General features: G+C 70.8%; 24 protein-coding genes and 1 pseudogene. 17 read left to right on the plus strand and 8 right to left on the minus strand.

What is annotated here, in order from left to right; genetic code table 11:
• Window positions 1-84 precede the first annotated feature (84 nt).
• Window positions 85-1,020: a DUF3027 domain-containing protein gene (locus tag ACFV8T_RS37345; protein WP_385336216.1), complete on the minus strand. Its 936-nt coding sequence runs from the start codon at window positions 1,018-1,020 to the stop codon at window positions 85-87.
• Between the two features lie 468 nt (window positions 1,021-1,488).
• On the opposite strand from ACFV8T_RS37345, the gene ACFV8T_RS37350 reads away from it, so the two are divergent.
• From ACFV8T_RS37350 to ACFV8T_RS37365, 4 genes are read left to right on the plus strand one after another with little or no spacing between them, the layout of a single operon-like run.
• Window positions 1,489-2,904 carry an MFS transporter gene (locus ACFV8T_RS37350; protein WP_385336218.1) on the plus strand — a complete coding sequence of 472 codons (1,416 nt, stop codon included), beginning with the start codon at window positions 1,489-1,491 and terminating at the stop codon, window positions 2,902-2,904.
• 27 nt (window positions 2,905-2,931) lie between these two features.
• Entirely contained in the window at window positions 2,932-3,411 is a 480-nt protein-coding gene (locus ACFV8T_RS37355) for a DUF2771 domain-containing protein (protein ID WP_385336220.1), read from the plus strand.
• A gap of 39 nt (window positions 3,412-3,450) precedes the next feature.
• Window positions 3,451-4,155 carry a futalosine hydrolase gene (locus ACFV8T_RS37360; RefSeq protein WP_385336221.1) on the plus strand — a complete coding sequence of 235 codons (705 nt, stop codon included), beginning with the start codon at window positions 3,451-3,453 and terminating at the stop codon, window positions 4,153-4,155.
• Window positions 4,136-5,008, plus strand: a complete 873-nt coding sequence (locus ACFV8T_RS37365) for a 1,4-dihydroxy-6-naphthoate synthase (RefSeq protein WP_385336223.1) — start codon at window positions 4,136-4,138, stop codon at window positions 5,006-5,008. The genes ACFV8T_RS37360 and ACFV8T_RS37365 overlap by 20 nt, the downstream gene beginning before the upstream one ends.
• Window positions 5,009-5,056: 48 nt before the next feature.
• Here the strand turns inward: ACFV8T_RS37365 and ACFV8T_RS37370 are convergent, their stop codons facing one another.
• Window positions 5,057-5,440, minus strand: a complete 384-nt coding sequence (locus ACFV8T_RS37370; protein WP_072485776.1) for a cold-shock protein — start codon at window positions 5,438-5,440, stop codon at window positions 5,057-5,059.
• Between the two features lie 256 nt (window positions 5,441-5,696).
• Between ACFV8T_RS37370 and ACFV8T_RS37375 the strand changes: the two genes are divergently transcribed.
• From ACFV8T_RS37375 to ACFV8T_RS37395, 5 genes are all read left to right on the plus strand, one after another.
• Window positions 5,697-5,921: a hypothetical protein gene (locus ACFV8T_RS37375; RefSeq protein ID WP_385336225.1), complete on the plus strand. Its 225-nt coding sequence runs from the start codon at window positions 5,697-5,699 to the stop codon at window positions 5,919-5,921.
• A gap of 316 nt (window positions 5,922-6,237) precedes the next feature.
• Window positions 6,238-6,636 (plus strand): DUF6507 family protein, encoded by a 399-nt coding sequence (locus ACFV8T_RS37380; RefSeq protein ID WP_385336227.1) that lies wholly within the window; start codon window positions 6,238-6,240, stop codon window positions 6,634-6,636.
• A gap of 5 nt (window positions 6,637-6,641) precedes the next feature.
• The gene (locus tag ACFV8T_RS37385; RefSeq protein WP_385336229.1) at window positions 6,642-8,930 is read left to right on the plus strand and encodes a hypothetical protein; all 2,289 of its coding nucleotides are present in this window, start codon (window positions 6,642-6,644) and stop codon (window positions 8,928-8,930) included.
• Between the two features lie 9 nt (window positions 8,931-8,939).
• A complete protein-coding gene (locus ACFV8T_RS37390) occupies window positions 8,940-9,602 on the plus strand; it encodes a hypothetical protein (RefSeq protein ID WP_385336231.1) in 663 nt (220 codons plus the stop codon).
• Between the two features lie 82 nt (window positions 9,603-9,684).
• Window positions 9,685-11,076, plus strand: a complete 1,392-nt coding sequence (locus tag ACFV8T_RS37395) for a DUF6177 family protein (protein ID WP_385336233.1) — start codon at window positions 9,685-9,687, stop codon at window positions 11,074-11,076.
• A 36-nt stretch (window positions 11,077-11,112) separates the two neighbouring features.
• Here the strand turns inward: ACFV8T_RS37395 and ACFV8T_RS37400 are convergent, their stop codons facing one another.
• Complete coding sequence (locus ACFV8T_RS37400; protein WP_385336235.1) at window positions 11,113-11,301, minus strand: DUF397 domain-containing protein; 189 nt, start codon at window positions 11,299-11,301, stop codon at window positions 11,113-11,115.
• An 11-nt stretch (window positions 11,302-11,312) separates the two neighbouring features.
• A complete protein-coding gene (locus tag ACFV8T_RS37405) occupies window positions 11,313-12,164 on the minus strand; it encodes a helix-turn-helix domain-containing protein (protein WP_385336237.1) in 852 nt (283 codons plus the stop codon).
• 212 nt (window positions 12,165-12,376) lie between these two features.
• Here ACFV8T_RS37405 and ACFV8T_RS37410 point away from each other — a divergent pair, with 212 nt between their 5' ends.
• Entirely contained in the window at window positions 12,377-12,811 is a 435-nt protein-coding gene (locus ACFV8T_RS37410) for an ATP-binding protein (protein ID WP_385336239.1), read from the plus strand.
• 15 nt (window positions 12,812-12,826) lie between these two features.
• Here ACFV8T_RS37410 and ACFV8T_RS37415 read toward each other — a convergent pair whose 3' ends face one another.
• Window positions 12,827-13,444, minus strand: a complete 618-nt coding sequence (locus tag ACFV8T_RS37415) for an HAD family hydrolase (RefSeq protein WP_385336241.1) — start codon at window positions 13,442-13,444, stop codon at window positions 12,827-12,829.
• Window positions 13,445-13,583: 139 nt separating this feature from the next.
• Here ACFV8T_RS37415 and ACFV8T_RS37420 point away from each other — a divergent pair, with 139 nt between their 5' ends.
• The 4 genes from ACFV8T_RS37420 (at window position 13,584) to ACFV8T_RS37435 (ending at window position 17,611) form a co-directional block, all read left to right on the plus strand.
• Window positions 13,584-14,594 (plus strand): FecCD family ABC transporter permease, encoded by a 1,011-nt coding sequence (locus ACFV8T_RS37420; RefSeq protein ID WP_385336243.1) that lies wholly within the window; start codon window positions 13,584-13,586, stop codon window positions 14,592-14,594.
• On the plus strand, window positions 14,591-15,673 hold the full coding sequence (locus ACFV8T_RS37425; protein ID WP_385336245.1) for a FecCD family ABC transporter permease: 1,083 nt from the start codon (window positions 14,591-14,593) through the stop codon (window positions 15,671-15,673). Before ACFV8T_RS37420 ends, ACFV8T_RS37425 begins: the two co-directional genes overlap by 4 nt.
• Complete coding sequence (locus tag ACFV8T_RS37430; RefSeq protein ID WP_385336247.1) at window positions 15,670-16,542, plus strand: ABC transporter ATP-binding protein; 873 nt, start codon at window positions 15,670-15,672, stop codon at window positions 16,540-16,542. The genes ACFV8T_RS37425 and ACFV8T_RS37430 overlap by 4 nt, the downstream gene beginning before the upstream one ends.
• A gap of 73 nt (window positions 16,543-16,615) precedes the next feature.
• Complete coding sequence (locus tag ACFV8T_RS37435; protein WP_385336249.1) at window positions 16,616-17,611, plus strand: ABC transporter substrate-binding protein; 996 nt, start codon at window positions 16,616-16,618, stop codon at window positions 17,609-17,611.
• A 150-nt stretch (window positions 17,612-17,761) separates the two neighbouring features.
• On the opposite strand, the gene ACFV8T_RS37440 is transcribed toward ACFV8T_RS37435, so the two are convergent.
• Window positions 17,762-18,826 (minus strand): hypothetical protein, encoded by a 1,065-nt coding sequence (locus ACFV8T_RS37440; RefSeq protein WP_385336251.1) that lies wholly within the window; start codon window positions 18,824-18,826, stop codon window positions 17,762-17,764.
• A 240-nt stretch (window positions 18,827-19,066) separates the two neighbouring features.
• Here ACFV8T_RS37440 and ACFV8T_RS37445 point away from each other — a divergent pair, with 240 nt between their 5' ends.
• Complete coding sequence (locus tag ACFV8T_RS37445) at window positions 19,067-21,526, plus strand: helicase-associated domain-containing protein (protein ID WP_385336253.1); 2,460 nt, start codon at window positions 19,067-19,069, stop codon at window positions 21,524-21,526.
• Window positions 21,527-21,917: 391 nt separating this feature from the next.
• Here ACFV8T_RS37445 and ACFV8T_RS37450 read toward each other — a convergent pair whose 3' ends face one another.
• Window positions 21,918-22,430, minus strand: coding sequence for a recombinase family protein (locus ACFV8T_RS37450; RefSeq protein WP_385336255.1), 513 nt, complete (start codon window positions 22,428-22,430; stop codon window positions 21,918-21,920).
• Between the two features lie 443 nt (window positions 22,431-22,873).
• Here ACFV8T_RS37450 and ACFV8T_RS37455 point away from each other — a divergent pair, with 443 nt between their 5' ends.
• Both ACFV8T_RS37455 and ACFV8T_RS37460 read left to right on the plus strand, forming a co-directional pair.
• Window positions 22,874-23,623, plus strand: a complete 750-nt coding sequence (locus tag ACFV8T_RS37455; protein WP_385336257.1) for a hypothetical protein — start codon at window positions 22,874-22,876, stop codon at window positions 23,621-23,623.
• A gap of 81 nt (window positions 23,624-23,704) precedes the next feature.
• A complete protein-coding gene (locus tag ACFV8T_RS37460) occupies window positions 23,705-24,364 on the plus strand; it encodes a hypothetical protein (protein ID WP_385336259.1) in 660 nt (219 codons plus the stop codon).
• On the opposite strand, the pseudogene ACFV8T_RS37465 reads toward ACFV8T_RS37460, so the two are convergent.
• Window positions 24,310-24,531 (minus strand): annotated as a pseudogene (locus ACFV8T_RS37465) (HNH endonuclease); the annotation flags it as partial. The gene ACFV8T_RS37460 and the pseudogene ACFV8T_RS37465 overlap by 55 nt on opposite strands.
• Between the last annotated feature and the right edge of the window lie 114 nt (window positions 24,532-24,645).

Genomic DNA, 24,645 nt, shown 5'->3' on the forward strand with positions numbered 1-24,645 from the left:
CCCGTCCGGCGATTGAGGACGGCCCCGGCCCGCCGGAGCAGCCCGCACCCGCGGCCCGCGGGAAGCCACGCCCCCGGCCACCGCCTACGAGTGGCCGAGGTCCTCCGTCGGCGCGTCCGGCTCCGCCGGGACCGAGCCGGAGTCCCGGGCCGGCCGCAACGGATACTCGTCCACCTGCATCGTGTCCAGCGCGTGCGGCGCCGGCTTCGGCGGCTTCGGCATCACCGCCGCCTCCGAATGCCCACCGCACCCGTACGCCAGCGACACGACCCGCCCGTCCGCCGGACCGAACTCGTTCGCGCACACCCCGAACGCCTGCTTGAGCGAACCCGCCAGCGGCACCAGGAAGGCACAGCTGACGCACGAGGCCGGCGCCGCCTGGGCCATCGGCGTCTTCGCGCCGAACGCCTCGTCCCACCGGTCGGCCGCCGCATGCAGCCCGTACCGGGACAGCACCCGCGCCCGCCGCATGCCGAGCTCGTCCGCGACCGCCCCGATCGAGCCCCGGCTCGTCGTCGCGGGGCGCGTCGTCAGCTCCGCGTCCTCCACGTCGACGAGGTCGGCCATCTCCTGCGACACCTCGGAGACCGCGGAGTTCGGCGGCGGCTCGTCCTCGCCGGTGTAGCCGGGCTCCAGGCGGATGTCGTCCGCCTCGGTGGGCAGCAGATCGCCGGGCCCCATGTCGCCGGGGCGCAGCCGCTCGCTCCACGGCACCCACTCCGGGGCGAGCAGCGCGTCGCTGCCGGGCAGCAGCACCGTCTCGTCGAGGGTGACGTACTTCGCGCGGGAGGCCCGAGCGACGGTCACCGCCCAGCGCCAGCCCCGGTAGCCGGGCTCCTGGCACTCGAAGAAGTGCGTGACGACCCGGTCTCCCTCGGAGACCACGGCCACATGTTCACCGACGGCCCCCGGCGCGGCTGCCTCCTCGGCCGCCGCGCGGGCAAGGTCTACCGCCTCGGCGCACAGACGGTCGGGGACAGGGGTACGGGCCGTACGGCTTCGCGTCGTCGCAGCACTCACAGGTCTCGCTTCTCTCCTACGCCAGTCTCACGAGTGCGCCAGCACATCCATCGGTTTCGGCCATGACGGATGCGGGCGGAGCGGACCTGAGGGCCGCGTCGACGTCCACACCCGTTGCTGCCTGCCTCGGGCACACCTTCTGCAACCCATTCTGCGGGATCGCCGAGAGGCGCGCGGCCGAGAACAACCGCCGGTGGCGCGCTACGCACGCTACCCTCTCCGCCGCCCCCCGCCCACCTGCCCGTCCCAAACAAGGCCCTATCCGGTGTCGTGTCCCCGGCAAATCCCTGGCGAATCCCCTGCGAATCCGTTACGGGGACCGGCCCTCGGCCGCCCACGAATGGCCACGGCTCCGTGCCGGGCCCGCCCCGCCCGGCCGGGGCGGATCGCTGGCCCGACAGGGCGGAGTGCACCGCGCCCCGTGCCGATGCCGGTTCGCCACCACCGGGACTGGGGCACTATGACGAAGTGACTTCCGCCAGGTCGCACGAGGGGCCCGGCCCGCTCCGCAGGACGGGCCGGGCGGTCGGACATGCCCTCCACCTGCCGTTCACCGGCACCGCCAGGGGCATCCGGAAGGTGACGCACGCCCATGGCGCCGGGGAGTCCGGGCTCGGCAAACTGATCGAACTGCATGCCGTGAACGGCGCGGGCGACGTGATGATCACGATCGCGCTCGCCTCGACGGTGTTCTTCTCCGTGCCGACGGACGAGGCCCGCGGCCGGGTCGCCCTCTACCTCGCCGTCACCATGGCGCCCTTCACCCTTCTCGCCCCCGTGATCGGCCCGCTCCTGGACCGGCTGCCGCACGGCCGGCGCGCCGCGATGGCCGGTGCGATGCTGGCCCGCGCGGTGCTCGCGCTCACCATGTCGGGCGCGGTCGCCACCGGCGGCCTGGAGCTGTATCCGGCCGCGCTGGGCGTCCTGGTCTGCTCGAAGGCGTACGGGGTCGTGCGCAGCGCGGTGGTGCCGCGTCTGCTGCCACCCCGTTTCTCCCTGGTGAAGGCGAATTCCCGGGTCACCCTGGCCGGGCTGCTGGCGACCGGTGTCGCCGCCCCGATCGGGGCGGGGCTGCAGACCGTCGGGCCCGGCTGGCCGCTGTACGGCGCGTGCGCGATCTTCATCGGCGGGACCGTTCTCGCCTTCACGCTGCCGCACAAGGTCGACTCCTCGAAGGGTGAGCGGAAGGCCCAGCTGGTGCCGCCGCACGGCACGGCGGCCCCCGTCGGGGCGAAGGGGCCCCGGAAGGGCAGGGCTCGGGGCCGGGAGCGGAACGGCGAGAAACGGCCCGGTCTGCGGTCCGTCGGCCCGTCCGTGCTGAACGGGCTCCAGGCCAACACCGCGCACCGCGCGCTCTCCGGCTTCCTGATCTTCTTCCTGGCGTTCCTGCTGCGCGAGTACCCGCTCGCCGGGCAGAGCGCCGCCATCTCGCTCGGCATCGTCGGCGTCGCGGCCGGCGTCGGCAACGCGCTCGGCACGGCGGTCGGCTCCTGGCTCCGGGCCCGCGGCCCCGAGGTGATCGTCGCGTCGGTGCTGGCCCTGGCCCTGGGGGTCGCCGTGCTCGCCGCGCTCTTCTACAGCACGGTCATGGTCGCCGCGCTCAGCGCCACCGCGGGTTTCACCCAGGCCCTGTCGAAGCTCTCGCTGGACGCGATGATCCAGCGCGACGTGCCGGAAGAGGTGCGCACCTCCGCGTTCGCCCGGTCCGAGACCGTGCTCCAGATGGCCTGGGTGGTCGGCGGCGGCATCGGCATCGCACTCCCCCTCAACGGCGTACTGGGCATGTCGGTCGCCGCGGCCATCCTCGCCCTCGGTGCCGCAACGTCCGTACGGGGTCTGCTGGGCGCCGCGCGACGCGGCTCGCCGCACCCCCGCGTGGCGTGAGCCGGAGCGACCGATAGCCTTCGGCCCATGACCGTTGCGTTCTTCTCCGGTAAGGGCCGCCGAATCGGCGTCGCTCTTGGTGCCGTGTCCGCGGGACTCCTTGTCCTCTCCGCCTGCGACAAGCCGACGCCGCTCGCGACCGTAACGGTCGGCGGCAACTCGGTGAGCACCGAGGCTGCCTGCTACAACGACGGCAAGCCGCTCAAGAAGTCCGAGTACCAGAGCTGCCTCAACAAGAAGGCGGAGAAGTCCGTCGAGGTCGCGATGGACGACAAGGTCCGCTTCGGCGTCGACCCCGAGATCGCGGACAACGGCTGGACCCTGTTCATCAACGGCCAGCAGGCCGAGCAGGAGCCGTACAAGAAGACCTACCGGTCCATCCCGGGCAGCGCCTTCTTCTCCAGCCAGACCGGCGAGACCACGAACAAGACGCAGATCAGCATCGTGGAGACCAAGGGCAAGGAACTGACCGGTGTCTGGCACTTCGAGCTGAAGAAGTCCTCCTGACACCCTCTTGACCCCCTCCTGGCCTCGGAGGCTTCCCCCGTGCGTGTGCTCGTCGTGACCGCTGTCCCAGCAGAACGGGACGCGGTCACGCGTGCGTTCGGGGACGTTTCCGAGGCGCGGGCGCATCACGTGCCGGGCGCCGAGCTCCACCGCGCGGGGCCCTTCGACGTCCTCGCGGGCGGCGTCGGACCGGCCGCCGCAGCCGCCGCGACGGCCTTCGGTCTCGCCTCCGGGCCGTACGACCTCGTCGTCTCGGCCGGCATCGGCGGCGGATTCGCACCCGTCGCCCCGGTCGGTTCGCTCGTCGTCGCGAGCGGCATCGTCGCCGCCGATCTGGGCGCCGAGACCCCCGAGGGCTTCGTACCCATCACCGGCCTGGGCTTCGGCCGTGACCACCACTTCCCGCCCCGGTCGCTGTTCCGGGACGTGGCCGCCGCCACCGGCGCGCTCGCCGCCGAGATCCTCACCGTCTCCACCGTGACCGGCACCGCCGAACGCGCCGCCGCCCTGCTCGCCGCGCACCCGGAGGCCGGAGCCGAGGCCATGGAGGGCTTCGGGGTCGCGGAGGCCGCCGACCGGGTCGGCGTGCCCGTCCTGGAGATCAGGGCCGTCTCGAACGCCGTCGGCCCGCGCGACCGGGACGCCTGGCGCATCGGCGACGCGCTGGCCGCGCTCACCGAGGCGTTCGGGAAGCTCGTACCCGTACTGGAAGGTTGGACCCACCATGACCGAAACCACTCCTGACCCGCTGCGGAACCCGCTGCGGATCGCTTTCTCGCCGTGCCCGAACGACACCTTCGTCTTCGACGCCTGGGCGCACGGAAGGGTCCCCGGCGCGCCCGCCCTCGACGTCACCTTCGCGGACATCGACATCACCAATGGGATGGCCGAGCGCGGTGAGCTCGACGTCCTCAAGGTCTCGTACGCGGTGCTGCCGTGGGTGCTCGACGATTACGCGCTGCTGCCGTGCGGCGGGGCGCTGGGCCGGGGCTGCGGCCCGCTCGTCCTCACGAGGGACGGGGCGGACACCGACCTGACGGGCCGGACCGTCGCCGTACCGAGTGAGCGTTCCACCGCCTATCTGCTGTTCCGCCTCTGGGCGGCCGAGGTGGTGCCGGGCGGTGTCGGCGAGATCGTCGTGATGCCGTTCGACGAGATCATGCCCGCCGTGCGCGACGGGAAGGTGGACGCCGGTCTCGTCATCCACGAGGCCCGGTTCACGTACCGGAACTACGGGCTGCACAACCTCGCCGACATGGGCCGGCACTGGGAGGAGACGACCGGGCTGCCGATCCCGCTCGGCGCGATCATCGCCAAGCGATCGCTGGGCGCGGACACGCTGAAGCTGCTCGCCGAGTCGGTGCGCACCTCGGTACGGATGGCCTGGGACGACCCGGAGACGTCCCGGGCTTATGTGCTGGAGCACGCCCAGGAGATGGACCCGGCGGTGGCGGACCAGCACATCGGGCTGTACGTCAACGAGTTCACGGCCGACCTCGGCGAGGACGGCTACGCGGCGATCCGCGGACTGCTGACCCGCGCGGCGGCCGAGGGACTGGTACCGCCCCTCGGCCCCGACGCACTGTCGTTCGTCTGACCGCGCGTCCGGTCCCGGGCCGCGCCCGGGACCGGACGCCGAGCGGAATCAGACATCCAGCTGGTCGGCGACCGCGCGCAGCAGGCCGCCGATCTTCTTGCCGGCCGCCTTGTCCGGGTACCGGCCGCGCTCCAGCATCGGCGTGATGTTCTCCAGCAGGGTGGTCAGGTCCTGCACGATGGAAGCGAGCTCGTCCGGCTTGCGGCGCTGCGCGGCCGCGACGGACGGAGTCGGGTCCAGGATCGCCACCGAGAGCGCCTGGTCCCCTCGCTGACCTGCGACGACCCCGAATTCGACGCGCTGGCCCGGCTTGAGGGCATCGACACCGTCGGGAAGCACGGAGGAGTGCACGAAGACGTCGCCGCCGTCGTCGCGGGAGAGGAAGCCGAAGCCCTTCTCGCTGTTGAACCACTTGACCTTGCCAGTCGGCAAAGCACGCACCCCATCTCAACCCGTATGCAACCTGTATGCCGGAACAAATCCTCAGCAGGTCAGGCTATCCAGTGGTGGTGCTCCCCTGCTGGCAGCAGCCTCCCCAGGGGGGGTACCCCTCGTCAAGCCTGGTCATCCGGACTCTGTCCGGAAACGGCGCCTGCCGCGCACGCCGGTCACCACGGGGTTGACCGCGAGGTCGACCGAAGGGTTGACCGCAGGGTCGTGCGCCGCTGCCGGGAACTACCCTTGTGGGGTGAGTACTACACCTTCTGGCGCAGGTGACCGGCTGGTCCGGATCGGCGCGATCGTCTTCTTCATCGGCGCGCTGTCCACCCTGGCCACCATGACCCCCCTCTTCCTCGGCACCCACCCGCTCCCGTCGATCGCCTGGTCGCTGTGCATGCTGATGGGCGTCGGCTTCCTGATCGCGGCGGCGGGAGTGATCCGGTCGGTACGGGCGGGGGCGCCGAAGCGGTAGCGCGACCGAAGCACCTGCCATCCTCATTCCCTAGCGCAAACACCATCAGCCGCACCGTCCAGTCGCCGGACCACACCCTCTCGGGTTTGCGACAGGAGACGGAAAAGGCTGCTCAAGCCCCCCAGCTTTCGGCGAGCCCCGGTCGCCACAGCCCCCTGGCAGCACACTGCGTACTCAATCCAGCACACGTTTGGCTTGAATTGCGTTGCCAGTGCTAAGAACCCCTTGATACAGATGAAGATCCCGTCGGCGGCGGCACGCACATCGCCGGACGCGGGTGACGAGACGTATCGGCCGGGGGATGCAGGGGGACGGCATGACGGGGTGGGACATCAGGCCGAGCGGGGTGGAGTCCGTTCTGTCGTTGGTGGGGCTGGCCGCCGACGACCTGAGCAAGGGCGTCAGAGGCTACGGCGAGAACGTGGAGGACGCCGCGCTGCACGCGGGGACGATCAGCGGGCCGTACTGCGGCGAGGCACCGGCGGGACCGGTCGGCGCCGCGGTGGCGAACTTCATCGCGGACACCCAGCAGCGGATCAGGTTCATGGCCGCCCGCACGAAGAAGTCGATGGACGGCACCGTCAAGGCCACCACCGAGTACATCGAGGGCGATCTGGCCATGGCCGCCCGCGCCCAGCGCGAGGCGGCGAAGGCCCCGACCCCCGCCGAGATCAGGGCGGTCGGGCAGAAGCCCGGCCACCGGGGCGGGGAGTAGCCGCCGTGATCGAACCGGGTGGGATACCCCAGTACACCGGTGACTTCGGCCAGTTGGAGAAGGCCGCGTCCGCTCTGCGTACGCATGCCACGGGCATCCGGAACGGCGGGAAGGACATCCACTCCCGCTTCCAGGCGACGGCCGCGTACTACAAGGCACCCGAGGCCGAGAAGCTGTTCTCCTCGACCCGGCCGGTGATGGACACGGCCGACGAATTCGCGGGGAACATCGAGTCGCTCGCCGACGCCCTGGACACGTTCATCCACGAGGCCAAGCCGCACGCCGACCGTCTCAAGCAGCTGAAACTGGACGCGATCGGCTTCGTCGACAGCGTCCGGGGCGATGACGACTGGACCCAGGACGAGAAAAAGACCGACGCGCACCAGGCGTTGATGGACGGAGTGGATGCGGCGCGCGCGGCCTTCCAGGAGGCCGAACGCAACGCGGCCAACAAGATCAACGCGATCAGCCCCGCTGCCTGCCGCCCCGCGTGGATCGTGGACGACGGCAGCCACGGGCTCGGCATGTACGGCCAGAGCGCCGGCGCGCTCAAGGACATGAAGGACCTGCCGTGGGGCAGCCCCGAGGGGCGTACCTATGAGCGCTGGAGCCTGGGGTGGTGGGGGCACGGGGCCAAGAGCTGGGCGTGGGACGGCCTGGTCAAGGACAGCATCGGGGGCGGTATCGACGGCCTGATCACCCTCGTCGGCTTTCACGGGGGCGAGGCGCGCGACCAGGCCTGGGACGGTCTGCGACGCACCGTCGTCGGCGGCTACGCCTACGGCATGGACCTGTTCGGCCAGGACGAGCACCTGTCCGACTGGCAGCGCGACAGCAAGCCGTACGCGAAGGAGTTCGGCAAGCAGTTCATCGCGTACGACATGGCGAACGAGGATCCCGCTCGCGCCCACGCCGTGCTCTCCTTCAACGTGCTCACCCTCGCCGCCGGGCCCTTTGCCGCCGCCGCGAAGCTCGGCAAGGGCGGCACGATCGCGAAGGCCGCCGGCACCATGGCGAAGATCGGCGACGCCCTCGACCCGCTCTCCGGCACGTTCAAGGCCGCCAAGGCCCTCTCGGGTCTGCCCAAGGTCTCCCAGGTCCTGGCCAATGTCAGCGACCACCTCCAGATCCCGAAGACCAGGTTCCCCGACGGAGCCCTCGACCTCGACCACCGCTACCGGGTCGACGAGGACGGCAAGTTCGTCCCCCTGGGCCCCGACGGCAAACCCGACCTGACCCCGGCCAGGCAGGAACCCTCCGCCGCCGAACGGGGCGCCGGCCAACCGCACGGCGACCGCGAGCCGGTGGGAGTGGGGGGACGCGCGCCCGGAGCGACCGCCCATGCGGGCGACGGCCTGCCGCCGCGCGGCGGCCATGACGCGGGCGGCGGGGGAGACGGTGCGCATGGGCCGCGAGGCGAGGGGAGCGCGGCCCGGGACGGCGGCGGGGGCCGTGGCGGCGCTGGAAATCACGGTCCCGGAGAGAGCTGGCCGGACAAGGGCGCAGACCCTGGCGGCGACGCATCAGGCCCAATCCATGGCGAGGCGCCAGGCACCGACGGCCCATCTGGGGACGGGGCTGCAGCGCGCGGCGACAGTGGCTCGGCAGGTGTGCCGGGTATCGATTCTGTCAGGTACGGAACAAGAGCGGACGACTTCGCGCAGGCGCACTCGGGCCCCATAAGGGGGGACCAGGAAGCCGGGGTCCTCGGCGAGCTCGATCGAGCAAGAATGGATGCCAAGGACAAGGCATCGGTGATCGCCGCCTTGCGTAAGGATCCTTACGGAGCCGGCGTCGCTGAACTCATCAACCGGGGACATCTAAACAGCTCGGAGGGGTACCAGAAAATTCTGGAAATGTGCAAGAAAGGACCTTCCAGGAGCGACCCGAAGGGCAGTATGGTTCCTGCCGCATACATGGCACTGACTCACGCCACCGAACTTCAGAACCGCGGCTTCAGTCGCATAGGGTTCGAATTCGGAGAGTCCAATGACGTATGGGACATCGACGTCTTTACGCGACACGCCGACGGGACAATGGACTACGGATACCAACTCAAAGACGTCAAAACCATCAATGCAATCGGGAAAGCCGCCCGAAAGTCTGCTGGGCAACTGGAATACCCCATGACTCAACGCGTGGCGATTCTGGATGTCCACCAGCCGCTGGGCGACCTCACCACCAAGGCTTTCAGAGAGATTGAACTTGCGGCAAAAGAATCTGAAGCCACTTACCTGGTGCGCTTCGAGGACGGGGCGATCACCGTACCTCCCGACGGCCCCATTTTTCCGTAAGGAGCATGTATGTCAACCCTGATGCGCGCACCTAAGCACTGCGGGTCCTGGTACTGGGATCTCGAAGAATCCACGCCAACCGGACCAGAGTCCGAACTAATCGCTGCGACATTGATCAAAGCATCACAATTTATCGAAGTCCTGAGCAGCCATGACCTGCTCACCGCCACCAAGATCGAATACAACTGGTACGCCCCAAACTGCGGGTGGACCGGATTGCTGAGCAGCCTGTCGATCCCCGAAACGCCACTGCACACCCCAGATCTTCCCGAAAGAGTACTGGGAAGTCGCCCCACCGCATACCCGAACGCATACATCAGGGAATTCTATGTCACTGGTTCAGGGACTTGGTTCGACAGCAAGGGGAATCCCCGCAAAGAATTTGGACTGGTAAACCTTTCACTATCCCCTTTCTCTATTGGAATTTCTGCCGAGGTTGCCGTTCACCACGACATCTGGAGCTGGTTCGACTTCTCCGGACGTCCACACCCCGAGGTCTACAACCGAAACGCGCCACGACTTGCGAACGCGCTGCGCGAAATCACCTCCGTTCTTGGCGTGGAACCCGATCCGGGCGAGCCGACGTACTTCGGTCACGCAGTGGGCTTCGGCGTTTCCACCCCGGACGCGGACGACGACGGCTTGGGCCCCAACCTGACCGACCACCTCTGACCGCCGAGAGACGACTTCCATCCCGTGCCACGGGTGGCGGAAGCGTCCGTGGCTCTGCCGAGTCGCGCTTCAGGAGCAGCACATGACCCAGGACGTCATAGCCCTCACCCCGCAGATGCCGGACACCAAGACGCTCTTGGCCGGGCTCCTCGCCGGCGGTCCCGATCTGCTCGTGAACCGGGCGGGTGACGGGTCCGTCGCTCAGCTGTGCACAGCCGACGGGCAGGCGCTGGTGTCGCTCGAAGCACCCCGGTACGTCCAAGTGCCGGGCGAGGTAGCCCGGTTGCTCGGGCCCGACGTGCACGCGGAGTCGCCCGTGTGGTGGACCGAGGTACGGGCGACCAGTTCTGTGGAGGGGGCCGCGCGGCTGGCCGGGTCCGTCGCCGGGCGGCTGGTCGCCGTGCACGGGGGCGATGTCTGGCCGCGCGAGGCCGGTCACACCGAGGTCGTGACCGACCTCGCCGACGCCGTCGCGGAAGCGACACCCCTGGGCGTCGATCTGCTCACCGCGAAGGCCGCCGTCGTCATCCAGGGCCGCCCCGTGATCGCTGCCACGACCTGGCTGACTGACGTGGTGCGCAACGCGGCCCGCACCGGACGCGAACTCCAGATCGTCACTCCGCCCAGCACCCGGCTCACTTTCCCCGCCCGCACACTGTTGGACGGGCTGCCCTCCCGCTGGGTCGTGGGCGACCCCGAGTGCGGTTACTACGACGGCCTCTCCGGGGCCGTACTGCGCTGGCAGGAGGGGCGATTCACCCACGCCGCCGACGACAGACCCCAGGTCGCGGACGCCTTCCGACCCCGCCCCGGTACCGAAGGCGAACGGCAGCTGCTGCTTTCCATCCGTACGGTCCACCCCGCCGACGAGCATCTCGTCCTGGGCGGCGCCCTGGAACAGGCCTGGCGCACACTCACCGGAGCCCCGCCCGCCGGATGGGCAACCTCCGAACCCGTCAGCGTTCCTTGGTCACCACGCCAGTTGACCGATCTGGCCCGCACCCGCGCCCAGCAGTCCCTGCCCACCTGGGCGGTCGCGATCGGCACCCCCGACCACCCGGCGATCGCCACCGTGCGTGCCGTCCGCACCCACCTCGGCGTCGAGGAGCACATCACGCTGGCCGTCGGCTACCGCGCCGATCAGCACACTCCGCTGGACGCCATGCCCGAACTGGCCAAATCCCTGGCGGCCAGGCACAACCTCGCCACGATGATCGGCCAACTGCGCACCGCACGCGCTGATCTGACCACCCCGGCCCACCACGAGCCGCCGCCGGTGCCACTCTCCTTCACCCTCGGCCCCGACGCCGTCACCGACCTCAGCGGGGACCACAAGGCCTTCGCGCCCATCCGTCTCGGCCCGGCCACCCGGCCCGCCCTGCACTACACGCTCGGCGACGGCACCGACCCCGCCGCCTGGCAGCGACTGCGCCAGATCAACGACCACGTGGCCACTGGCGCCGACAGGGGCTGAACCCCCGCACGGGCCGGGTCTGGCCTGACGCGGGAATCAGTCCTGCCGGTGGCTCTCCTTGAGAGTGCGCACGAGGGCGGCCCAGGCGGCGGGAGTGGTACGGAGTATCGCTCCGGCGGGGTCGCTGCTCTCGGTGAGGCTGACCGCGCCGCTGCGCGCGGCGACGTACAGGCACGACTCGCCCTGCCCGCAGTACGAAGACTTCTGCCATGAGCGCTGGCGCATGTCCGGCTCCTTCACTGGTCGGCGATCAGACTGTGGATGAAATCCCTGGACTCGTCCGGCGTCAGTGCCACGGCCTCCATGCGCGCCAGCAGGAGGCGGTAGGCCTCCAGCTCCGCCTCAGCGTCCACCAGGACAGGGCCGTGCGACTGGTCCAGTGAGACCGTGTCGAGGCGGGGCACCGAGCCGTGCACATACAGGATGGTCTGCCCCGATCCGGGATAGGCGCCGATGGCGAACGGGATCACCTGGACCGTGATGTGTGCCCGCTCGCCCTGCTCAAGCAGATACCGGAGCTGGTTCCTGGTGACGGCTGGACCGCCGACCGGCACGCGGAGGGCGGCTTCGTGGATGACTGCCCAGTACGCCGGCGGGCTTGGCCGGTCCAGGAGGGCCTGGCGCTGTAGTCGGTGGTTCACACGGTGCTCGATGTCCGAGCGGGAAAATTCCGGCACCACCTGCCGGAAGATCTCGCGGGCGTGGTCCGTGGTCTGGAGCAGTCCCGGGACGTGGGACGTGTTGGCAGACCGCAGCGCGGTCGCGTGGTGCTCCAGTTCTGCGATGTCCAGCAACGGGGAGGGCAGTACCTCCCGGAATGTCTCCCACCAGCCCGACGAACGTTCCCCGGCGAGATCGAGCAGTCCTGCGATGTACGCGGGGTCCGAGCAGCGGTAGTTGCGCGCCATTGCGCGCAGCCGCTCCTCGCTCACACCGAATCGACTCGCCTCGATGTTGCTGAGCTGAGCCTGGCTGATGCCGAGCAGGCGCGCGCCCTCGGTGGCCGTGAGCCCAGCGCGGTCCCGCAGTCTGCGCAACTCGGTCCCGAGGCGCAGGCGCCGCACGCCGGGGGTGCTTCTGGACGCCATGCGTCAACTCTCCCTAATCAGAAACGCGTTGGCAACGTCACTCACACGAGTGCATATCTCAACCGATTGGCAATCGAGCAAATACTTTATGCCTCATGCCGCTAGCTTGGTCTCAGGCCACCCGCCCGGAAGCACCCCGCTCGACGGAGCGGCCTCGTCACCGGGCAACTCGAAGTGCATCCTTCAACTTCCCTCCGTGAACGGAGACTTCCATGGTCGGTTCCACGGTATCCCCGCCCTGGACATACACCCTCCAACTCCCGCAGGATCCCCGCGCCCCCGGCGTCGCCCGTGCCACCCTCCGCAACGTCCTGCGCGTGCACGGCATGCCCGAACTCACCGAGATCGCCGAGTTGTTGGCCAGTGAGCTGGTCACCAACGCCTACCTCTACTCCTCGGGGCCGTACTCCCTGCGCCTGCGCGACGCCGGGCGCAGCCGCATCCGGCTGAGCGTCTGGGACACCGATCCGCACATCCCCGCCCCGTTCCGACGGGGCGCCGGGACACCGGAGGAACTGGCCGAACGCGGGCGCGGGCTCTACCTCGTCACGCTCTACGCGGAGTCCTGGGGCGCGTACCCGATGCGCGGCGGACTGCCGGGGCAGGGCGGGAAGCTGCTCTGGGCCGAGTGCGCGGCCAAGGCGTAGGCGCTCCCGCAGACCTCAGCGCGCCGCGTACCCCTCCAGCCACGCCGGGAACTCCGTCAGGGACGACAGGACGACGTCCGCTCCCGCCGCCCGGAGTTCCGTCGCGTCGCAGGGGCCCGTGGTGACCGCGACCGACAGGGCGCCGGCCGTGCGGGCGCCCCGTACGTCGCCGGTGTGGTCGCCCACGTAGATGTGTGCGCCGTGCTCGCGCAGGGCGTGGCCCTTGGCCTCGGCCCACAGGCCGCCGATGACGGCGTCGGGCTCGATGCCGAGGTGGGACATGTGGAGTTCCGCGCTCGGACGGTGCTTGGCGGTGACGACTATCGTCCGGCCGCCCCTCTCCCGGATCGCCGCGATCGACTCCCGGGCGCCGGGCAGCGCGAGGCTGGGGGCGATGGCGTGTGTGGGGTAGATCTCGCGGTAGCGGTCGGCGATCGCGGCCACCTTCTCGGCCGGGAACCAGTTCCGCAGTTCCTCGTCGACCGGCGGGCCGAGCCTGCTCACCACCAGGTCGGCGTCGATCGGCGTCCCCGTTTCGGCGGAAAGCGCCAGGTAGGCGGCCTTGATGCCGGGCCGGGTGTCCAGGAGCGTCATGTCGAGGTCGAAGCCGACCGTCAAGGGGTGAGAGGGCATGGCAACCATTGTCGTGGGGGCGGGCGGCGCGTCCGTGCCCGGTGCGGCCTCCGGGCCCGGAATGACGGTGCTTAGACTTAGCCAAGCCTTACCTTCGCGCCGTTCACGCCACTTGTTCTCCGCCACTTGATTGGGTCCGATGTCAGCCGCCGCTCCACGCCGCTCCAGACGCGCACTCGCGACGGCGGCGGCCGTTGCGGCGCTGCTCGTGGCGGTACTCCTCAGCCTGGCCGTGGGGGCCCGCTCCATACCCCCGTCCGAGGTGTTCGACGTCCTGCTGCACGGCGGGCACTCCGACAACGCCGAAGTCATCCGGAACATGCGTGTGCCGCGCACCCTGATCGGGCTGATGGTGGGCGCCGCGCTGGCCCTCGCGGGCACGGTGCTCCAGGGCATCACCCGCAACCCCATCGCCGACCCCGGCATCCTCGGCATCAGTCAGGGCGCCTCGGTGGGTGTGGTGCTGGCCATCGCGTTCGCCGGGATCCACACCCTGACGGGGTACGTGTGGTTCGGCTTCGCGGGTGCGGCAATCGCCTCCGTCGCCGTGTACGCAATCGCGTCGAGCGGGCGCGGCGGCGCCACCCCCGTGAAGCTCGCGCTGGGCGGCGCCGCCATCAACGCGCTGCTGGTGTCGGTGGTCTCGGCGGTACTGACGACCAAGGCGTCCGCGCTGGACGAGTTCCGCTTCTGGCAGGTCGGCTCGATCGCCGGGCGCGAGGCCGAAGTGGCCCAGCAGATCTGGCCGTTCCTGCTGGTCGGAGCGGTGCTCGTGCTGTCCGTCGCCCGTGGGCTCGATGCGCTGGCGCTCGGCGAGGATGTCGCGAAGGGGCTCGGGCAGAACGTCGCGACGGTACGGATCGTCGGCGGCGTCGGGGCCACGGTGCTGACCGGGGTCGGGGTCGCGGCGGCCGGGCCGATCGCGTTCATCGGGCTCGCCGTCCCGCACATCGCCCGCGCGGTCGTCGGCTCCGACCACCGCTGGGTGCTGCCGATGGCAGCACTGATCGGGCCCGTGATGCTGCTCGTCTCCGATGTCATCGGCCGCATCGTCTTCCCTCCGAGCGAGGTCCCGGCGGGCGTGATGACGGCGCTGATCGGGGTTCCGTTCCTGGTCGCCCTGGTACGCCGGAAGGCGGTGCCCGCATGAGCGCCAAGACCGCGGTCCGGGTGCGGCCGGCCGGGTACCACGTCGTACGGATCGGGGCGCGGGGGCGGTTCCTGCTGCACCGGCGGGCGGCCCTCGTCGCCACCGTGCTCGCCGTGCTGCTGGCCGCCGTCTGTGTCGCGTACCTCTGCGTCGGCGAGAGCTTCGTCGCGCCCGGCGAGGTCGTGAAGGTGGTCCTGGGGCAGCCGTCCCCGGACGAACTGGTCGTCGGCACGCTACGGCTGCCGCGGATGACCGTGGGGCTGCTGGTCGGCACGGCCTTCGGGATCGCCGGTGCGCTGATCCAGACGGTCGCCCGCAATCCGCTGGCCAGCCCCGACATCATCGGCATCAGCCAGGGCGCGAGCGCGCTCACGGTCGGCGCGATGACCTTCGGCATCACCTCGTACACCGTGCTGCCGTACCTCTCCGTCATCGGCGGGGTGGCCGCGGCGGCGCTCGTGTACGTCTTCGCCTGGCGCGGCGGGCTGCACGCCACCCGCTTCGTCCTCATCGGCATCGGCTTCGCCATCGCGCTGCGGTCGGTCACCACGCTGTTCCTGACGAAGGGCGACTATTTGGTCGCCCAGCAGGCGCAGATCTGGATGACCGGCTCGCTCAACGGCCGCGGCTGGTCCGAGGCCGCGCCGATCGGCTGGACGCTGCTGATCCTGCTGCCCGCCGTCCTGTGGGCGGCCCGCGCCCAGCGCACCGTCTCGATGGACGACGACACCGCGACCGCGCTCGGGGTGCGGCTGGGGCGGGTGCGGCTGGGGCTGGTCGCGCTCGGAGTGATCCTGGCGTCCGTGGCGACCGGGACGGCCGGGCCGGTCGACTTCGTGGCGCTCCTCGCCCCGCAGATCGCCCGCCGGATGACCCGCACCGCACAGATCCCGCTGTTCTGCTCGGCGCTGCTCGGCGCGGTGATCGTGGTGTTCGCGGATCTGCTGGCGCGCAGGCTCTTCTCGCCCACCGAGCTGCCGGTGGGCGTTCTGACGGCGGCGGTCGGCGCCCCGTATCTGATCTGGCTGATCATCCGCGGTCAGGGCGGCGGTCGCGGCCGTAGTGGAGGCACAGCATGAGTTCGACCCCCAGGTCCGACACCACGGCGACCGCGACCGCGACGGCGACGTCGGCCGGCCGGCTCACCGCGCGGGAGCTGACGCTCGCGTACGAGGACCGCACCGTCGTCGACGCGCTGGACCTCGACGTGCCGGACGGCCGGGTCACGGTCATCGTCGGCCCGAACGCCTGCGGCAAGTCGACCACCCTGCGCGCGCTCGGACGGCTCCTCAAGCCGCGCGGCGGGGCCGTGCTCCTCGACGGCACCGAGCTGTCGAAGATCCCCACCAGGAAGATCGCCCAGTCGATCGGGCTGCTGCCGCAGACCCCGGTGGCCCCGGAGGCGATCACCGTCTGCGACCTCGTCGCCCGCGGACGCCAGCCGCATCAGCACTGGTGGCAGCAGTGGTCGGAGGAGGACGAGCGGGCGGTGACGGACGCGATGGAGCGCACGGACATCACCGCGCTCGGCGACCGGTCCGTGGACGAGCTGTCCGGCGGCCAGCGCCAGCGGGTCTGGATCGCGATGGCGCTCGCCCAGGAGACCGATCTGCTGCTGCTCGACGAGCCGACCACGTACCTCGACATCGCGCACCAGGTGGAGGTCCTGGACCTGGTGCGCCGGCTCACCGCCCCGGCGGCGGACGGCACCCGCGGCCGGACCGTCGTCACCGTGCTCCACGATCTCAACCAGGCCGCCCGGTACGCGGACCACCTGGTCGCCATGAAGGCGGGCCGGATCGTCGCCGAGGGCCGCCCCGAGGACATCGTCACGGCCGGTCTCGTACGCGAGGTCTTCGGCCTGGAAGCGGTGATCGTCCCGGACCCGGTGACCGGTTCGCCGCTCGTGGTGCCGGGCGCTCCCTGGCAGGCCGACCCGGCTTCGTAGCCCGCGCCCCGGCCCCGGTCCCCCCGGCGCACCCGCGACCGACGACCACCCCCATCCCTACGAAAGGCATCCCATGGCCCCCTCCACCCGCCGCCGCGGCCTCGCTCTCGGCGCGCTCTCCCTGGTCGGCGCGCTCGCGCTCTCCGCCTGTGGATTCTCGGAGTCGGGCGGGAGCGCCAGCGGCTCCTCCGACTCCGGCTCCGACTCCGGAGACGCCAGGACCCACACCGTCAAGACGGCCATGGGTGACGTCAAGGTCCCCGTGCACCCCGAGCGCGTCGTGGTCCTCGACACCGGCGAGCTGGACTCCGCGCTCACCCTCGGCGTGCAGCCCGTCGGCGCGACGCACTCGGCGTCGGAGGACAGTTTCCCCTCCTACCTGCCCGCGAGCCGGACGAAGGGCATCGAGGAGGTCGGCGAGATCGCCAACCCCAACCTGGAGACCGTCGCCTCGCTGAAGCCGGACCTGATCCTCACCAGCAAGGTCCGTGACGGCGACCGCTACGAGCAGCTCCGGGCCATCGCCCCCACCGTGATGACGGAGTCCACCGGAACCGCCTGGAAGGAGAACTTCCAGCTGCACGCGGAGGCGCTCGGCAAGCAGGCCGAGGCGAAGAAGGTCGTCGCCGACTACGACGCCCATGTCGCGAAGGTGACCGAGGCGATCGGCGGCAAGGAGAAGGCCGCCGCCACCGACGTCAACTTCGTCCGCTTCGTCGAGGGCGCCGACATCCGCATCTACGGCAAGCAGAACTACATCGGCTCGATCCTCGCCGACCTCGGCGTGGGCCGCCCCGCGATCACCGACAAGGCCAAGGACGGCTTCTCGTACGACGTGTCGCCCGAGAAGATCGACCTCGCGGACGCGGATGTCGTCTTCACGTCGACGTACGGCGACCCGGCGAAGGCGGGGACGGCCAAGACGATGAACAGCGGCCTGTGGAAGGGGCTGAAGGCGTCCAAGGACGGGAAGGTCTTCAAGGTCGACGACCGGCTGTGGATCGCGGGCATCGGCTACACCGCCGCAGGCAAGATCCTCGACGAGTTCCAGGCGAAGATGACCGGCTGACGTTCCGGACGAAGCCGACCGGCCGACGCTTCAGGGGGCGAGAGCGACCGGCCGACGTTTCAGGGGCGAAGCCGACCGGCCGACCCTCCGGCCGAAGATGACCGGCCGACGTTCCGGGCCACGCCCGACCGGCCGGCCGGCGACCGGCCGTCACGACCGTTGCCTCCGCGACCTCCACACCAGGTAGAGCGCGGAGGCGACAGCCGCCCCCCGCACCACCCACGGCCACATCTGGCCGATCGCGTCGCCCATCTGCCCGGTCCCGATGGGCTCGCCCCACCGGCCGTCGCTCCTGCCCCACAGCCAGACCAGGGCGCCCGCCACGACCATGCCCGGCAGCCCCATCGCGGCCCACTTCGCCTCCGCGCGGGACATGGTGCGCGAGCTGTACGCGAGGAGCCAGCCGCCCGCCAGGGCCAGCCAGGAACCCGTCACGGCGCCGGTCACCAGCAGTACGGCGGCGAGCAGCAGCAGCGGGTGGGAGATCCCGCGCCCACCCGCCCCGTCCTCGCGCGGCGCACGGCGGCGGAGCCGCGGAAGCCGGCGGCGTCGCGGCGCCGCCTCCTCCTCTTCCCCCTCGGCACCGGTGTCCTCACCGGGCTCCTCGTCCAGCGGCTCGTCGGCCGCCGCGCGCGGGCGCGGCACCGCGTCCCGGGACGGCGGCCTCATCATGTCCGGGATCTCGACACCGCCGGTGAACCCCGGCACATCGACCCCGTCACCGAACGGCCCCGGCTCGATCCGCCACCAGTCGGGCTCGCTGCCGGACGGCCCCAGCTCGTCCGTACCGGCCATGTGCGGCGGCGAGGGCACCCGGCCGGCCGCCACGTCCGGCGTACCGGAACCGGACTCCTCCGGCTGCGACGCGCCCTTGCCGGAACCGTCTTTCCGGAGCATCCCCTTGCGCGGACGGGGGATGCCGCGCCCCTCCCCCGGTGCGGCTTCCGCCCGCTCGGGCCGCTCCGGCAGCTCCACCGTGCCGTCGCCCGACGTGAGGGCGGCGGCCACCAGTTCGTCCGGGGGGCCGAGCCTTCCGATGATGCGGCGGACCGCCGCCGGGCTGTCCCCGGACTGCTTCCCGCGCTGCCGGTCGATCTCGCCCCGGAGCGTCGACACCAGCCTCATCCGGGCGGCCGAGGACAGCTGTTGCTGTTGTGCCAGGTCCCCCACCCGACTCAGATAGTCGTAGACCAGCTGGTCGCTCTCGATCCCCACGCGATCGTTCCCCTCTACCGCCCTGCACCGACGGTAGCGCCCTTCAGAGCCTGCCGGGTGGCCTCCGACCGGGCGGACGCGCCCTGGCACGCACGCTTCCCGCGTTGCCGTCGGTCGCCGGCGCTCCGCGTCGACTCCCTCCTCCGCCTTGGAATCGCACGCACCAGACCACGTCCGCCATCCGATCGGTGACCACCCGACAGGCTCTCGGGCCTGTCCGGAGCGACTACCGTGGGACGGATGGGGATGACCACACCACCGCGGACGCTCGCCGAAGCACTCCGCGCCCGGGACGACGAGTCGTTGGCCGGACTGCTGCGCGCCCGCCCCGACCTCCTCAACCCGGTGCCGGGCGACATCACCCAGCTCGCGACGAGGGCCGGCACCCGCGCCTCCGTCGTACGCGCGCTGGAGCACCTCGACAAATTCGCCCTGCAGACCGCCGAGGCGCTCGCGGTGGCCGCCGACCCCGCCCCGTACGAGACGCTGCTCGGGCTGCTCACCGGCGACGGCCGGGACGACGGCGAGCATCGCGACGACGCGGGCGCGGCGATCGTGGACGCGCTGCCCGGTGCCCTGGCCACACTGCGCGAACAGGCCCTCGTCTGGGGCGAGGACGACCGGCTGCGGCTGGTGCGCACGGCACGCGAGATCCTCGCGCCGTCCCCGCAGCACGCCTCCCCCACCGGTCTCGGGCCGACCGTCGCCGAGGCGACCTCCGGCATGTCCCCCGGCCGCCTCCAGGAGATCCTGGCCGCCGCCGGACTGCCCGCCACGCACGACCCGGTCTCCGCCGTGTCCTCCCTGTCCGCGCTCTTCACCGACCGGGCCAGGATGGGCGAGCTGCTGGACACCGCCCCGGCCGAGGCCCTGTCCGTACTGGACCGGCTGGTGTGGGGCCCGCCGTACGGGGAAGTGACCCCGAACCCCACCCCGCCCGTGAAGTGGCTGCGCGACCACGGGCTGCTGCTGCCCGTGTCGACCCGCACCGTGGTGCTGCCGCGTGAGGCCGCCCTGCATCTGCGGGCCGGGCGCGCCCATCGCGTACCGGAACCCCGGCCGCCCGCCGTGGAGGCGGTCGCCGACCGTGATCCACAGGCTGTGGACAGCGCCGCGGCCGGCCAGGCGTTCCTGGCCGTGAACACCGTCGAGGAGCTGCTGAAGAGCTGGAACGGCGGCGGCCCCGCGATACTGCGGGCCGGCGGACTCAGCGTCCGCGAGCTGAAGAAGACCGCCGCCACCCTGGAGGTCCCCGAGCAGGTCGCCGCGTTCTGGGCCGAACTCGCCTACGCCGCCGGGCTGCTGGCCTCCGACGGGGAGGCCGACGAACGCTACGCGCCGACCCCCGCGTACGACGACTGGGCCGAACTCCCCGCGCAGGAACGCTGGGCGGTCCTCGCCACCGCCTGGCTCGCCGCCACTCGCACCTCCGGGCTGGTCGGCGGCCAGGACGCCAAGGGCCGGGCCCTGACCGCCCTGGGCCCCGAACTCGACCGCTCCGCCGCCCCGGAGGTGCGCCACCGGGTCCTGGCCCTGCTCGCCGCCCTGGCGCCCGGCACCGCCCCCGACCCGGAGACCGTCCTCGCCAGGCTGCGCTGGGAACGCCCCCTGCGCGGCGCCTCCACCTCCCCCGGGGACACCACCGATCTGCGGTCCCGGATCGCCCTGTGGACGCTCAACGAGTCCGAGCTCCTCGGCATCACCGGCCGCGGCGCGCTCGCCACGCACACCCGCGCCCTGCTCGACACCGGGCCGGCCGAGGCCGCCGCGCTGCTCGCGCCGCTCATCCCGGAGCCGCTGGACCACGTCCTGCTCCAGGCCGACCTGACGGCCGTCGCCCCCGGACCGCTGGAACGCCCCCTGGCGGACATGCTCTCCGCCCTCGCGGACATCGAGTCGAAGGGCGGCGCGACGGTCTACCGCTTCACCCCCGGCTCGGTACGCCGTGCCCTGGACGCCGGGCAGTCCGCGGCCGACCTGCACGCCTTCCTCGCGGCCCACAGCCGCACGCCCGTCCCGCAGCCGCTCAGCTACCTCATCGACGACGTCGCCCGCCGCCACGGCCATCTGCGGATCGGCGCCGCCTCCTCGTACGTGCGCTGCGACGACGAGGCCGTGCTGAACGAGATCCTCGCCGACAAGCGCTCGGCCACCCTGCGCCTGCGCCGCCTCGCGCCGACGGCCCTGGCCGCGCAGGTCGACCCGGCCTCGCTGCTCGAAGGGCTGCGCGAGATGGGCTACGCCCCGGCCGCCGAGTCCGCCGAGGGCGACGTCCTGATCACCCGCGCGGGCGCCCGCCGCACCCCGCCCCGCACGGCCCCCGTCCCCGTGCCCGAGGGCCCTCCGCTGCCGGACGCCACCCTGCTCGGCGCGGCGGTACGGGCGATCCGCGCCGGGGACACGGCCGCCACGGTGGTCCGCAAGGACACCCCGGAGGCCCCCGCGGCGACGCCCGGCGCCCTGCCCCGTACGACCTCCGCCGAGACCCTGGCCACCGTCCAGGCCGCCGCGATGACCGGCTCGGCGCTCTGGATCGGCTACGTGAACGCGGACGGCGCCGCCAGCCAGCGCGTCATCGCCCCGGTCCGGGTCGAGGGCGGCTTCGTCACGGCGTACGACCACACGGCGGACGAGGTCCGCACCTACCCGCTGCACCGCATCACCGGCGTCGCCGAACTGGCCGACGACGCCACGGCGTGAGCCGGCCCCGCGGCCTCGCCCCGTCCCGGCCCGTCCCGGCCCCCGTGCCCGACAACACACGCGCCATGACCGCCGGATGCGGCACACTGGACGTTTGGCCACGACCGGCTTTCCCCGGCCGTCCCCGCAGCAGAAACGGCCGACGCGCGTGACCGGACCCCTCATCGTCCACCCCTTAACTAGGCCATTCTGACCCCGTTGACGGATTGTTTCCGCAGGTCAGCGGAGCGTGAGGGCGGGGAAACAGGCTTGGACCTAGGGCACGCATTCCGAGCTTGGGCCGGGATCGCCGACGGGTCTTTCGGCTGAACTTTCGAACCGCCCTCCCTCTGGTCCCGGACAGCAGAAAGACCGTCCACCACAGCGGGCAGACGGTCTCTCGGAGTTACGGCTACTTGCTCTCATCCAGCGCCCGGTACAGCGTCGCGCGGGACACCCCGAGGGCCTTGGCAATGGCCGTGACGCTCTCACCCTTGGCCTTCCTGGCCTTGGCCGCAGCGAGCTTGTCCGCGTCCATCACGGCCGGACGGCCACCCACGTGCCCCTGAGCCCTGGCAGCGTCCAGACCCGCCCGGGTCCGGTCCTTGATCAGGCTCCGCTCGAACTCCGCCATCGCGCCCACCACCTGAAGCATGAGCCGCCCGTCCGGGGTGTTCGGGTCGATGCTCGCCAGCGCGCCCGTCAGCACCTTGAAGCCGATCCCACGGGCCGCGAGAGCGTCCACCATGTTCACCAGATCGATCAGCGAGCGAGCGAACCGGTCCAGCTTCCACACGCACAGCGTGTCCCCGGGGCGGGCATAGTCCAGAGCGGCCGTCAGCTCCGGGCGGTCCGTGTTCTTGCCACTCGCCTTGTCCGTGAAGATCCGGGCGCAGCCTGCCTCGGTCAGCGCGTCGTGCTGCAACTGCGCTTCCTGGTCATCGGTGGAGACTCGGGCGTATCGGACAACGGGTGATGGTCCGCAACATTGGCGAGACAACCGCACAGCACGCAACACGGATGCCTATAGAGGTAGGCCCTGCGGATGCGCTGCCAGCGTGTGCCATAGACAGCACCACCACGGGACGCACGGTCCGCGTTCGCCTCACGCTCGTGCTCGGCGCAGCGTCCGCCGGCTCGGGTCAGCTCGGGGCACCCGGGTACCGAGCAAGGGGGGCGGGGCCGTCTGGGTATGGGGGAACACCTCCCGAGGGGTGGGGTAGTGGAGTCGAGGGCCACACGGGCGATGCCATTCGCGCCACCAAGTCGATTCCCGGCCGTTCCGCTAAGAGTCATAGACCGGTCACGCTCCGTGCTGCGACGCTCTGACCAGGCTGGCAACGCGTCGGCCAAGGAGGGTGCATAGGCATGTCTGAAGAGTCGATTAGCTCGGCGCGCTACTCCGGCGAGGCACGGGATCACTCAGGGCTCTACTACTACGGATACCGGAACGCTGCGGCACAGATCGAGCCGACCGGTTCAGGCGACCAAGCTCCGGAGACAGCAACCGAGGGAGCCGACGTTGCTCTCATCCCGGCCGCCGAGGTCAACCCCGAGCATGTCGGCGCGCTCAGCCTGCGCTACGTGGACGGTCAGCCCCAACTCGTCGTCAGCGGCGGGACAGTCATTCCGGCAGGGCTCACGGTTGTCGACGGGTCCGGCGATCCCGTTGCTCCATACATCGCAGGAAAGGTCGTTTCCAGCACCACCTTTTCAATGACTGACTCCCTGAACAAACTCCCAGTTTCTGTATCAGGGATGCTCTTCTGGGCTGACGAACGCTCGATTTCCGAGCGGCAGGTCACGCAGACCAAGGAACCGACCCCGGTCCAACTCACGCCCGAGACAACCGAACCCGCGTTGATCCCGGCGGACCAGGTCAACCCCGAGGACATCGGCACGCTGTCGATCGAGTACCGCGACGGTCAGCCCTTGATTGTTGTCAGCGGCGGGACGGTCCTGCCAGCTGGGCTGACGGTTGTTGACGGGTCCGGGGACGCTGTTGCGGTGTACGCGGCTGGTTCCGCCACGGAAGCCGGAGCACGTGGACTTTTGGGGAACTCTTTCAAGTTTCCCGACGCCGTCCCCTCAGAGGCCGATGATCTTTACGGCAGTTGAGCGGTAACACGGACGGCAGAGCGATTGAGCCTTCCCGTCCGTGCCCGAAACCCACACCCTCACCAACAGCGGGAGACAGTCATGTCTGAAACCACGCCCAACGCCAAGGGACCGGCCCCGGTTCAGTTGCCGACTGAGACGACCGACGCTCGCATGGCGTTGGAAGGCAGCGACGAGAACGAGATGGGCACTTCGGCCGTGCGGAGCGCCAAGGGACCGGCCCCGGTCCAGTACAAGCCCGCAGCAACCGAGCCCACGTTGATCCCGGCCGACCAGGTCAACCCCGACGACATCGGCGCGCTCAGCCTGCGCTACATCGACGGGCAACCCCAGCTTGTTGTCAGCGGCGGGACAGTCATTCAGGCAGGGTTGACGGTCGTGGATGGATCTGGAAACCCGGTGGGCGCATATACGGCGCAGAATCGTGTCCTTGTTGGATTCTCGGGGGGCACAGCCGACGCCTTCACTCTGCTTGATTTGTTCGAGATCCGCACCCAAACAGCCAGTCCCGAGGGCATCGGCACGCTGGCGATTGAGTACCGCGACGGTCAGCCCGTCATCGTCGTCAGTGGCGGAACGGCCATTCCGGCAGGGCTCACAGTCGTTGATGGGGCTGGGAACGCTGTTGCTGCGTACTTGGCAGGGCCCGCCTCTGGCGCTGCTCAAGAACGGGGCTACGGCAGCTCCTATATGTACTGCGCAGGCGACCCCATCAACAGGGTCGACCCGCACGGCAACTGAGCCCAAGCAGCGTCAGAACGGGGTGTTCGTAACCCCGAAGTTCCGCGCGTCTTGAGCTGGTGGCAGTCGTGGCACAGCACGTGCACGTTCCCGTCTGTGTCCTCGCCACCAAGCGCGAGCGGCTTTACGTGGTCCACGTCGATGGCCGACGCGAGGGCACACCTGCGGCAGGCTGCACAGCGGCAACGGCCCGCCCTCGCACCCGCTCTCCAGCGACCGTAGCGGCGTCGGCTGACAGCGCCCCGTCGTCACACACGCTCACAGGAACGCCGAACGGCCCG

The sequence above is a fragment of the Streptomyces sp. NPDC059832 genome (assembly GCF_042731715.1).
In the GTDB taxonomy this organism is placed as follows: Bacteria; Actinomycetota; Actinomycetes; order Streptomycetales; family Streptomycetaceae; genus Streptomyces.